The 11828-nt window shown below is 61.9% G+C and carries 10 protein-coding genes; 7 read left to right on the plus strand and 3 right to left on the minus strand.

Going from position 1 to position 11828, the window contains the following annotated elements; translation table 11 throughout:
- Positions 1 to 38: 38 nt before the first annotated feature.
- Together M1E10_RS02145 and M1E10_RS02150 are read right to left on the minus strand one after the other, a co-directional pair.
- Positions 39 to 1475, minus strand: coding sequence for a GumC domain-containing protein (locus M1E10_RS02145; RefSeq protein WP_499173367.1), 1437 nt, complete (start codon positions 1473 to 1475; stop codon positions 39 to 41).
- A complete protein-coding gene (locus tag M1E10_RS02150) occupies positions 1472 to 2695 on the minus strand; it encodes a polysaccharide biosynthesis/export family protein (protein WP_499173368.1) in 1224 nt (407 codons plus the stop codon). The genes M1E10_RS02145 and M1E10_RS02150 overlap by 4 nt, the downstream gene beginning before the upstream one ends.
- A gap of 333 nt (positions 2696 to 3028) precedes the next feature.
- Between M1E10_RS02150 and M1E10_RS02155 the strand changes: the two genes are divergently transcribed.
- From M1E10_RS02155 to M1E10_RS02185, 7 genes are all read left to right on the plus strand, one after another.
- A complete protein-coding gene (locus tag M1E10_RS02155) occupies positions 3029 to 4126 on the plus strand; it encodes a hypothetical protein (protein ID WP_499173369.1) in 1098 nt (365 codons plus the stop codon).
- Positions 4123 to 5433 (plus strand): glycosyltransferase family 4 protein, encoded by a 1311-nt coding sequence (gene epsE / locus M1E10_RS02160; RefSeq protein ID WP_499173370.1) that lies wholly within the window; start codon positions 4123 to 4125, stop codon positions 5431 to 5433. The genes M1E10_RS02155 and epsE overlap by 4 nt, the downstream gene beginning before the upstream one ends.
- Before the next feature lie 167 nt (positions 5434 to 5600).
- Entirely contained in the window at positions 5601 to 6542 is a 942-nt protein-coding gene (locus M1E10_RS02165; RefSeq protein ID WP_499173371.1) for a glycosyltransferase family 61 protein, read from the plus strand.
- Positions 6539 to 7180 (plus strand): serine O-acetyltransferase, encoded by a 642-nt coding sequence (locus M1E10_RS02170; RefSeq protein WP_499173372.1) that lies wholly within the window; start codon positions 6539 to 6541, stop codon positions 7178 to 7180. The genes M1E10_RS02165 and M1E10_RS02170 overlap by 4 nt, the downstream gene beginning before the upstream one ends.
- Positions 7134 to 8801 carry an AMP-binding protein gene (locus M1E10_RS02175; RefSeq protein WP_499173373.1) on the plus strand — a complete coding sequence of 556 codons (1668 nt, stop codon included), beginning with the start codon at positions 7134 to 7136 and terminating at the stop codon, positions 8799 to 8801. Before M1E10_RS02170 ends, M1E10_RS02175 begins: the two co-directional genes overlap by 47 nt.
- Positions 8798 to 9031, plus strand: coding sequence for a phosphopantetheine-binding protein (locus M1E10_RS02180; protein WP_499173374.1), 234 nt, complete (start codon positions 8798 to 8800; stop codon positions 9029 to 9031). The genes M1E10_RS02175 and M1E10_RS02180 overlap by 4 nt, the downstream gene beginning before the upstream one ends.
- Entirely contained in the window at positions 9031 to 10275 is a 1245-nt protein-coding gene (locus tag M1E10_RS02185) for a type III PLP-dependent enzyme (RefSeq protein ID WP_499173375.1), read from the plus strand. Before M1E10_RS02180 ends, M1E10_RS02185 begins: the two co-directional genes overlap by 1 nt.
- On the opposite strand, the gene M1E10_RS02190 is transcribed toward M1E10_RS02185, so the two are convergent.
- Complete coding sequence (locus M1E10_RS02190) at positions 10269 to 11708, minus strand: exopolysaccharide biosynthesis polyprenyl glycosylphosphotransferase (RefSeq protein ID WP_499173376.1); 1440 nt, start codon at positions 11706 to 11708, stop codon at positions 10269 to 10271. The genes M1E10_RS02185 and M1E10_RS02190 overlap by 7 nt on opposite strands.
- Positions 11709 to 11828: the final 120 nt, after the last annotated feature.

Genomic DNA, 11828 nt, shown 5'->3' on the forward strand with positions numbered 1-11828 from the left:
TGATGCTGCATCATTCATTCCTGCCGTTACCGCATGACCTAACCTGGCTGTCTGCCCGACACCGTCCTCGGCAGTCGCCACGACGGCACCATCACCAGGGTCTGGCCAGCCAGTGCCTCCTGAAGATCGAAAGCGCCACGGACGCGCCGATCGGCAAGGTCGAAGGCAAGCAATCCGCCCAGCCCAGCCCCCGCGCATGCAATGGCAAGAGCGGCAAAGAGAAGAAGGCGGCGCGGTCCCGAGGGGCTCCGGGGCAGCACCGGTGACTCCAGGACCTCGACATGCAAGGCGGCATCCTTGCGCTCCAGTCGCTCCCCCATCAACGCGGTTGCCAGACGGCCTTTCATTTCGTTCAACGCCGGCTGCAAAGCCTCCCGTTCCGTGTCGATGGCCGTCAGCCGCTCCTCCACATCCGCGACCCTGTTGATGGTGAGTTTGAGCGCTGCGATGCGCCCCTCCAGCTGCAGGCGGCGCTCCGCCAGCCCCTCCCTGCGGGGTTTGGCCTGGCTGAGGCGCTCTGAGAGCAGCGCCAGTTCCGGCGTGAACGCCCTTTCGCCAAGGCTTGGCGGTTCGGGCGCGATCGCGTCGTATCCTGCCGCCAGATCAATGGCTTTTTGCCTGAGAAGCCGCATCTGTGGATGCTCGTCGGTATACAGCAGGCGTTTGTCGGCGATTTCGCCTTCGATCACCGCGATCTGGGTTCTCAACTGTCCTGCGGGACCATGTTCCTCCAGTCCCACGCGCAGCTGCGCGTCAAGCAGCTCGACCTCCTCATCGCTGGCGCGAAGGGCTTGCTGAACGACCACAAGCTCTTCTTCCCGTGCCTGCAGTTCGATCAGCATCGCCGGTAGACGACTGGGCTGCGCGTCGCGATTGGCATCGACGATCGTTTCCCGCTCAACGTCGCGGGTACTTAACCGCGCCGCCAGATCCTCCACCTCTCTTTGCAGGAATTCCGTCGTTTCAGAGGCGCGTTGGGTCCTCAGACGGCGGTTCTCGTCGACGACCATTCGCACCAGCGCTTCAACGACCGCCACTGTCTTGCCGGCGACGGGATGTTCGAAGCCGAGGAGAACTGACGCGCTTGCTGTTGAGCCGTCTGAGCCCTCGGTGAAGGTCGTGCGCAGCTTGATATTGTTGCGCATCCGGCCAGCGATGGCGGCCGGCTCCGCCGTTGTCGCCAACTCGGGGTAAAGCTGCAGGCGCTCGGCGAGCTCTGCCAGATTGGAACGCGACAGCACGCGCTGGTCAATAAAGCGCAAACGGTCGTTTGCAACGGTCGGAGACACGAGCGAGGAGGGGATCTGCTGGAACTCCATCACCAGGAGCGCTTCGCTGTAGAAGGGGCGGACGATGTTGGAAATGGCATAAAGGCCGATCCCCAGGACCAACAGCGCCGGCGTGGCCACATGCCAGGGGTGCCGAAGAGCCCGCGTAAGGTAGTAGAAGGCGTTGCGCCACAGCATCTCGATCATTGCTCTTGACCCCCAGTGGCTGCGGCGGCACTGGCCAGGGCGGCAGCAGAAGCACCTGGGTTCTCCTCCACTGCGGCCTCGACTTGACCGGTGTGCGCGCTGAGGCTGACGCGAACAAGGTCATCGGGCTGCAGGGCAGAGGTCTCGGACGCCGCGATTTCGTGAGCTTCGCCGTTGCGGGAGCGGACAATCGTGTAGGCGATCGCCTGTTGCTCTTGCTCCCGTGCCGTGGCGGCGCTGGCGCCATAGATCGACATGATGCGTCTGCTGTCGTTGAGGCGCGCGTCCGTCTCGGCCTGCTCGCGCCGCACGGCCTGCAGTTCGCTCAACAGCTGCGTCTGCCGCTCCTGGCGCGCAGCATGATAACGCGCTGCGTCGGCGATCTCGGCGCGCTCCAACACCACCATTTCCGCCGACAACCGGCTGATCTGGCCATCCAGTTCGGCAATATTGGCTTCATGGGCATTCTTCTGGGAGCTTTGCACGCCCCCCTTCTCGACCAGCTGCGATACGCTGCGCAGCCGGTCGCGTGCCAGCTCAAGGCGCCGTGTTACTGCTTGAACCTGCTCTTGAAGAGCCGCACGGCTTTGTGCATTGAGGACTTCAGCCTGCTGTTGCGCTTCATCCACCATGGCAACGCTGCGTGAGCGTGCATCCAGCAGCATCTGCTCTTGCGCCATCAGCGGATCGTCAGCTGCGCCCTGCGCGGCAAGCGTCCGACGCCCCTCCAGCTCCGCCAGAAGTCGGGCTTCGCGCGCTGCCAGTTCTTGCATCCGCAGTGTGCCGTCGCTGACTTGGCGCCCGACGATGACGGACCGGTCCTGGTCTGCAGGCAGCACGGCTGCACGATACAAACCGCCGGCAACGGTGAGAGCATGCAGAACCGTCATGTGCGATCTGTAGGGATAGGCACCGGGGGTAGTGACCTCTCCGATGACGTAAATGATGGGTTCGCGCCCGGGGCGCAGCATCAACGTCAGGTCGGTGTCCTTGAAATAGGGCTTCAAGCGATCGCGCAACGCCGCCTCAAGCTCCAGCAATGTCAGGCCTTCTGCACGCAGATGCCCCGCAAGGGGAAAGGAAATGCCGCCATCCGGCGCCACAACCCCATCTCCCCGCAGGTCCTCCGTCTGGGCCATCCAGACCTGCACGGTGTCGCCAGGCTGCAAGGTATAGGAGGACTGCGCTCGTAGATCCGGTATCCCTACGGCGTAAAACATAAGGACGGTTAGCGCCAGGCCAGGCCATTGCCTGCTTTTGATCATCACCTTACCCCCCCCCAATCGACATTGGCAAATACTACGAGCCGTTGGCTTGTTCTGAGAACAACGCACAAAGCGGTAGGCTGGGCTACCTCAAAGTGACAATACTCGAGCCCATTGACGTCCTTGGCAACCTCGCTTCACCGTAAGGCCCGGCTGTCGCCGGCGGCGGGCAGGCGATCATCCTGCGCGCATCTGCTGGGATCTCAATGCCGCTGCCTGGACCGGGCCAATGGTTGCTGGAGGGGTGTGAGGGTGGACAGTTGGACGCAGCGAGTGGGGCGAGCGATGATGAGCATGGCCATTGTCGGTGCGGCCGCAGGCGATATCCGTGCCATCGCCGCTAGCCCTGCCTCTTCGGCCGGCATCACCGGCTTGCCGCGCTCGATCCTGATTTCCGGACATAGTTTGACAGACATGCCTTACCCAAGTTTGCTGCATCAGTCGCTCACGGCACTGGGGGGTGGCTTGACGGTAACAAGCCAGCAGTTCCCCGGGGCGTCAATCCGGGAGCGCCTGGGCCAAGTCGAAGCAGGCGCCACCAGTGACGTGAGATCACCAGATAGGGCTCGACCCAGTTTCGCCGAGGTGCTTGCTCTGCGCAGCTTCGATGTCCTCATCATAACCGAACGCAATGGGCTGCTCGATTCTCTGGCATGGGAGGATACCGTCTCCTCGTTGCAAGTGGCTCGCCAGCGCTTCGTAACTGCAAATCCCGGCGCTGCGATCTATTTCTTTGTTCCCTGGATCGGGGTGTCCGACATTCAGGATCCACGGCAATGGATCACCTACGAGCAGCAGGCCCATGTCATGTGGTCGTGTCTTGTCGGTACCGTCAACGCGCAAAGCGCCACGGACGGGGCTGCAAGCGATATCATCGTGCTTCCAACGGCACTGGCGCTGGCGTTCTTGACGCAAAGCCTGACTTCTTCGCCGGAGATCCCAGGTTTCGAGGGTCTCAACGACGGTGAAAAGATGCGCTTGATCTTCACCGACGACGTCCATCTGACACCGCTTGGCGCATCCTACATCTCGTTTCTGACCTCGGCCTGGCTCTCGGGCGCGGCTCCACCGCGCCCGCCATCCAGTCAGGTCGATCTGTCGACGCGGCGCCATATCCACCTGCAGGACATTGGCCGTCGCTTTTTGCAAGAGCACCCATGGCCGCAGGCAGCCCGGCAGCGTTGCTCAATCGCACGGCGGCTGGCATTCGTGGTCCATTACGTCGCCTATACCGGGCAAAACCATCCACAAACAGGGACGCTTGCATATGGATGGCGGCAGGTTACCCGCCTGCTGCAGTTCACCTGGCACGTCTGGCGCGGCTTCGGCGGCGAGAGCGGCGTGCCTGCAGCCGCTGCAGCATCAACAGACAGGAGCCGGGCATGACCGACCGCATCGGCTTTTTGATACCCGAGTTTCCCGGACAGACGCATATCTTTCTGTGGCGCGAACGTCAGGCTCTGGCGGACCTCGGGATCGAGGCGCAGCTCGTCTCCACGACACAGCCACCCGCGGGCATCGTCTCCCATTCATGGTCGCAGGGCGCGCGAAACGAGACACTGTACTTGATGCCAATGACAATCCGCGACGGGGTCATCGGCATGGTCGATCTTGTGTGTTGCGGACCCGCACGGTGGTCTTCGTTACTCGACACGATACGAAAAGCCGATGTCGCGACCCGCTGGGAGCGACTTCGCCTTCTTGCCATGGTTTTGCCAGCTGTCAAACTCGCCAGGGCGGCGAGGCGGCTAGGCTGGAACCACCTACATGTCCACTCTTGCGGCAACGCGGCGAACGTCGCCATGCTCTGCTCGATTCTGTCGGACGTGAGCTATAGCCTGACACTGCACGGCCCCACGCTTGAACTGTATGGCTCCAACCAGCGACAGAAGTGGCGCCACAGCCGGTTTGCCACCGTCATATCCAAGAAGCTGTACCGCGATGTCGTGGATCGCCTCAGCCTTGCCCCCGCCGACCGGGTTCATATTGCTCCCATGGGGGTCGACGTGGAGGCGATCCGGCGCCGCAAGCCTTATTCCGCCTGGGCGCAAGGCCAACGCTGTCGTCTGTTCAGCTGCGGCAGGTTGAATGCGGTCAAAGGGCATGAGGATCTTTTGCAGGTTGTCTTGCAGTTGCACCTTCGGGGGGTTGACGTGCACCTTCGCATTGCCGGAGAGGACGAACAGGGCGGACGCGGCTATCGCACACAGCTGGAAGACGACATCCGGCGGGCAGGGCTGCAGGACCGGGTGACCTTGCTGGGAGCGGTCGACGAAGAGCAGATCCGACAGGAGCTGGAAGCGGCTCACATCTTCGTGCTGGCCAGCCACAACGAAGGGATCTCCGTGGCGATTATGGAGGCCATGTCGATGGAGATGCCGGTGGTCGTCACGGATGTCGGCGGCAACTGCGAATTGATCGAGCAGGGGGTTGATGGCCTTCTCGTTCCGGATGCAAAGCCGGAAGACTTTGCGCAGGCGGTCTGGCGCGTTCTTGCCGACCAACAGCTGGCCGCGACGCTGCGGGCGAACTCGCGTGCCAAGATCATCTCGCACTTCAACCATTATATCAGTGCGGCCAAGCTTGCGGCCTGTCTGGCGGGCGGCAATGCCGAGGGATCAACCAGTTCTCATACCTCGATATGGGTAGGACAATCATCCGAAGGCGTATCTGCAATCGGCGCACGGATATGAAATGATCCCTACGAGCCGCTGACGCACAGTCGCGGCGTAGGTCGAACGGGTCAGGGGATCACATGTTGTCTTGGCGGCCACTCAGTCATTTTGGCAGAAGAGCAATCGGCGTCGCCGAGGCGCACTTTGACACGATTGCGGCCGAGCAATGGACTATGGCACCGGCGATGCGACGCTACATCCCGCCGGCACGCTTCTTACCGCACCACCTGCAGCGCATTCGGGCAACGCAATTTGGCAGTATCGCCGAAGTCGTGCATGGCTTTCGCGGCGACTATGACGCGTACCAGCACGCCACCGTTGGGCTTCGGCTCAAGGATGTCGATCTTGTTGACGGGACCCTTTACGCGGGTGGTGCAGCTCACCCGTTGCGCGCGCGCCGACGCCGGCTGCCCCTGTATGCGCGCCCGAAGGCCTCGATGGCGCAGGCGGCCATGTTCGAAAGCTGGATGGGAAATCGCTGGTTTGGCATGTGGCTGCTCAATGACTGCCTGACCTACCAGCTTGCCGCCGATAGTGGCCGGCCGGTACACACGCAGATGGCGGCTACCCAACACCAGAAAGAGTATGCGCGCCAGCTCCAGTTTCGTGCCCAGCCGATTGCTGACATGCACTTCGATGAACTCATGGTGTTCCGCGATCAGGGAAACAACGAGGGCAAGCGGCGCCGTGCCGATGACCTGAAGGCGCAACTGTGCGGGACGGGTCAATTTTCTCGCCACCCGGGTGTCTTTCTTCTGCGCGGGCGCAGCGGTGATCGCAGGCTGCTGGTCAACGAGCGCGAGATCGCCGAGCAGTTCGCCAAGCACCGCGGATTTCGAATTCTCGACCCTTCATCGGCCACGCTGGCGGAAGTGATCGATGCCTGTGCCGGGGCATGCATCGTGGCAGGGGTCGAAGGCAGCCACCTGACTCATGGGCTCCAGATCATGCCCAATGACGCTGCACTTTTCGTGATCCAGCCGCCTGATCGCGTGGTTTCCATCCTCAAGGTGGTCACGGACCGGCAAGGTCAGGTCTACGCTTTCGTGGTCGGGCAAGGCTCCCACGACGCCTTTACCGTCGACTGGGACGATGTCTCACGAACTCTGGATCTGGTGACGCGATGATGACCAAGACACCTGTCAGCCTGGCACTCGACGATTGCGCTGGCCAAGCGCAGCGATCATCCGACCCTCGAGCAAGGGGGCAGTTTCTCGACGAGGTGCGCCTGGACTACCGGCGTCACGGATGCACAGTGGTCAACGCTGCTTTTCTGGCTCTGCTGACCTATCGCCTGGGGCGCTGGAGCGAACGGCGCCGCCGCCGCTGGTCGCGATTTCTCGCCCGCAAGCTTTATGCCGCGATTCACGGTCCGGTCGCCATCCTAACGCGGATCTGGATCCCGCCTGCGGTGACCCTTGGGGATGGCTTCCATATCATTCATGCGGAAGGATCACTGTCCATCCATCCTGATACGGTCATCGGCAAGCGCTGCGGCATCATGCATAATGTCACAATCGGCACCAATATGAGCTCCGGGGCGCCGGTGATCGGCGACGATGTGTTTATCGGCGTCAACGCCACCGTGTTGGGCCCGATCCGCATCGGGGACAGGGTGCGGATTGCAGCCAATACAGCCGTTTCCACTCACATCCCGTCCGATTCCATTGTGGTTGGTTCTCCCGCCCGGATCTACCCGCGGCTCTGCCCGTCTCGCCGTGAACCGGATCGCGACGCCCCAGCCGAAGGACGCATCCATGACTAGTCTGGCAACGACCTTCTACCACCTGCTGAGCGATAATCTGCCGCATCAGGCTGACGCGACCGCGATCGTCGATGATGATCGCGACATCACCTATGGCGCACTCAGTGCAGATGTTGACCGGATGGCAGACCACCTGATCAGCAAAGGAATTGCAGCAGGCGACCGCGTCGTTGTGCAAGTGCGCAAAAGCCTCGCAGAGGTTGTCGCGATGTTTGCGGTCGCCAAGATCGGTGCGGTGATCGTGAACGTCAACAGCCAGTGGACGCGCGAGCAAGTGCTGTATGTCACCCATGACAGCGGCGCTAGCGCTATGATCGTCGAGACGCGAGCTGCTGGGCCGCTTGCACAAGACAGCCTGCCGGCTGGCGTGCGGGCAGTTGTTGTCAACGGCTCCGCCCCCCGTCACCCATCCTTCATCTCCTGGTTGGACGCTCCTTCGCTATCTCATGCAAGTCCGCGCCAGCGGTTGGGCAGCGATCTGGCAATGATCATCTATACCTCCGGATCCACAGGCCTGCCCAAGGGCGTCATGTTGAGCCACGCCAATATCCTCGCCGGTGCGCGATCGGTGGCGCGATATCTGCGCCTCGACCGACACGACCGCTTGCTGAGCGTGCTGCCTTACAGCTTCGACTACGGCCTCAATCAGTTGACGACTATGATGCTGATGGGCGCGACGGTGGTGCATCAATCGGTTCCGCTGGCGGCGGAAGTCATTGCCACCATGGTGCGGCAACAGGTAACCGGTGTCGGGGCTGTCCCGCCCCTGTGGAGCCAGATCGTGCGCAAGCTGATGGCGTCGCCGACGCAGCTGCCAACCTTGAAGAGGATCACCAACTCCGGCGGCAAGATTGCGCCTCACGTCATGGGTCAGATGCCCTGCGTATTCCCCGGGGTCGATATTTACCTGATGTACGGACTGACCGAGTCCTTCCGCTCGACGTTTCTGGCGCCTGAACAGTTCGCACGCAAAATGGGTTCGATCGGCCGTGCCATTCCAGATGCCGAGGTCTTTGTGGTCAGACCTGGCGGCGGTCTTGCGGGTCCCCTGGAGGAGGGTGAACTGGTTCACCATGGTCCTCTTGTCAGCCTCGGTTACTGGGGTCGTCCCGACCTGACGGCGCAGAAGATCCGTCCCTGCCCGGAGCTCAAGCATTTGATCGGCGAGCAGCCCGTCGTGTTCAGCGGCGACACCGTCCGCATCGATGAGGACGGGGATCTCTGGTTTGTCGGGCGCGCGGATGCGATGATCAAGACCAGCGGATTTCGCGTCAGCCCCGAGGAAGTGGAGGATCTCGTGTATCGCTCGGGCGTCGTTGCTGAAGCGGTAGCCTTTGGCATGGCCGATGCGGAGGTTGGCGAAACCGTTCATGTCGCGATCACGCCGGCAGACGACCAGTTTGATGAGCCGGGGCTCCTGCGTCACTGCCGCAAGGTGATGCCGAGCTACATGGTGCCGCGTCGCTTTCACCTGTGGCACCATGCCATGCCGCGCACCGCCAGCGGCAAACTCGATCGTCCGGCGATCCTGCAGCATTGCCGCCGACAGGCCGAAGCGGATGAGACAAAACCGGCCGATGCTGACGACCACGCTATTCATATGGGAGACATGGTGCTGTGATTTTCAACCAGAACACGCTACTCGCCTATCTGCGCGATGACCTTGAGATCAACGATGTGGGCCTGGATACCCCGCTGTTCTCATCAGGGCTGCTCGATTCCGTCTCAATGGTGAACCTCTTGGCCGTCATTGAACAGGCGAGCGGCATGGTCATCCGCACGGAAGACGTGACGCTTGAGAACTTCGACACGCCAGCGCGCATTCTCGCCTTCGCCCAGGCGACGGTGTGATGGAGCGCGCCCTGGCAATCGATCTGTGGCTACAGTCGGCCGCCGACGGATTCGGCACGCCCTGCTACGTCTATGATCTTGCCGCGATCGAGCGGCGCAGCCAGCGTCTGCGTCAAGCTTTCGGCGGACGGTTCCTGCTCAGCTTCGCCGTCAAGAGCAACCCGAATCCGGCTCTCTTGGGTTGGCTGCGCAGCCACGCAGATGGCCTGGACGTGTCCTCGGTCGGGGAGTTGCGTTTGGCGCTTGCTGCGGGATGGCCGGCCTCCCAGCTCAGCTTTACCGGCCCGGGCAAACGTGATGCCGAATTGCGCGAAGCAGTGGCGGTCGGCGTTGGAAATCTCGTCATCGAGTCGGTACGGGAGGCAGTCAGCGCCAGCAGCATCGCGGTCGAGCTTGGGCGCCAACAACCGATCCTTGTACGCCTGGCCCCCGCCACAGTTCCCAAGGGCTTCGGCGACCAGATGGCGGGGCGCCCGTCGCCCTTCGGAATCGACGTTGAGGACAGTCCAGACGCTCTCGAGGCAATCCTTGGCCTGCCGGGTCTGTGCCTGCGCGGTCTGCACATCTACGCTGGCACTCAGTGTCTGCGCGCCGCAGCCATCTGCGAGAACTACCGCAACTTCATCGCCATCTTCACCGAGGTCGCCGACCGGCACCGCCTTTCGCCAAAGACGTTGATCTTTGGGTCGGGACTCGGCATTCCGTACCATGCCGGAGATGAGCCGCTCGATCTGGAGGCGGTTGGGCGCGAGATTCAACCAGATCTCGATGCGCTGGCCGCCAGGAGCGCCTTTCGGGAGACGCAGTTTGTTTTGGAGATCGGGCGCTATCTGGTCGGGGAGGCGGGTTACTTTGTGACGCGGGTGGTCTCGACCAAAGTGTCACGCGGCACCAAGATTGCGATCTGCGACGGGGGTATGAACGCCCATCTCCCCGCCAGTGGCCACTTCGGCATGGTCATGCACCGCAACTATCCCATGCACAAGGTAAATGGCCAGGGGCCGTTGGAACCGGTGACGCTCGTGGGTCCCTTGTGCACGTCGATTGACCGGCTTGCCAACGCAATTCCCTTGCCTCCGCTTGAGGCGGGCGATCTGATTGCCATCCACAGCAGTGGCGCCTATGGACCCAGCGCCAGCCCTATTGGCTTTATTGCTCATCCCGTGCCCCGTGAAGTCGTCATCGATGCAGCAGGGCTGCGCGACGTGACGGCGCCGGCAAGCGCCTCTCGCACCGATCAGTAGGCTCCGCGAAAGTCGTGCAGCTGAAACACGGTGCGCAAGATGATCTTGACGTCCAGCCACAGTGACCAATTGTTGATATACCAAAGGTCATGATGCACGCGCTCTTGCATCTTCTCTACGTCGGGTGTTTCACCACGACATCTGTTGATCTGCGCCCAGCCCGTGAGACCAGGTCGCACATGGCGGCGAAAGACATACTCGCCAATCTGGTTGTCGAAGTAATCGTCGTGAGCCAAGGCGTGCGGTCGAGGACCGACCACCGACATGTCGCCTTTCAAGACGTTCCAGAACTGCGGCAGTTCATCCAGACTTGTCGAGCGGATGAAGGATCCCACGCGAGTGATGCGGTGATCACCACGGGTTGCCTGGCGCACCTCAGGCCCGTCCTCGAGCACCATCATGCTGCGAAACTTGACGATGCGAAACGGCCGCCCCCCATAGCCCTTGCGGATCTGGCGGAACAACACCGGGCCGGGACTGTCGAGCTTGATTGCCAAGGCGACCGCCAACATCATCGGCGACAATGCCAAAAGACAGGTGCCGGAAAAACCAATGTCAAACAGGCGTTTAATGGCACCTTCGTAAAGGCTGAGCGGCGGCCGCTGCGACTGGAAAACAGTCAACCCGCCAACGGGTCGCGAATGCGCCGACACGATGGTGCCGATAAAGCCATTGAACGCGACGCTGACGGGGAGGGTGGAACGCCGCAGCTGCCAGAGATACCGCTGCAGGCCCGTCAGGTCGTGCTCTCCCCAGATCAGGATAATCTCGTCGATGCGCTTGCGGGTCGTCTCCTTGGCAAAATCGAGCGCCGACTGAGACAGTCCTTCGTCTTGGCGCAATCGCAGCACCTCAACGACAATCATGCCGTGGGCGGCGGCCCGTTCTTCAAATTCCGCGACCGGTTCGCTTGCGTTGCAGATCAACAGAATGCGCCGGCGCCCGAAAGCGCCACGCGCCATGGCGTAGGGCAGCAAGGCCGGCCACAGAAACCTCAGTCCGGTCAGGCCAGCCAACGACAGAAGCAGACTAGCCCCGATCGAACCGCGTGAGAAAGTGGCGCCGAGCTTGAGGAAGAAAAGGACTGCCAGCAGGAAACCGAAGGTGCCTGGAATGAGCAGGCAGATCAGCCGGATCTGGTAGCGGCGCAGGACAATGGCATCTGGCCGATAGGCATGGGCGCTGTGCATCGCGAGCACAAAGCACATTGCGACCATCAGCCCGATCCCGATGTAGCCAAGCGGATCGGCGGAGAGGCTGAAATTGATTTGTTCGTAGAGCGAGAAACCTGCAGCACTGGCGGCAAGCAGCATCGCAAAATCGCTGCCCGCCGCCAGCCAAGCAATCGCTCCGTGCCCGAGGCCGCCCCTGCCAGCAAGGGTGCGCGGACGGTAGACCGCGCTCGTGGTCACAGATTGCAAAGTAGCCGTCATTTTCTAACCCCCAGTAACCAACTCAAAGTATACGGCCGGGGTGGGCTCCAACAATCATGCGCGCCTAAGCCTAAGGACGCATGTCCTTATGGCGAATTGCCGATGGCGGGGGTCTCGGTT

It is taken from the genome of Rhizobium sp. PK7-22, assembly GCF_056530405.1.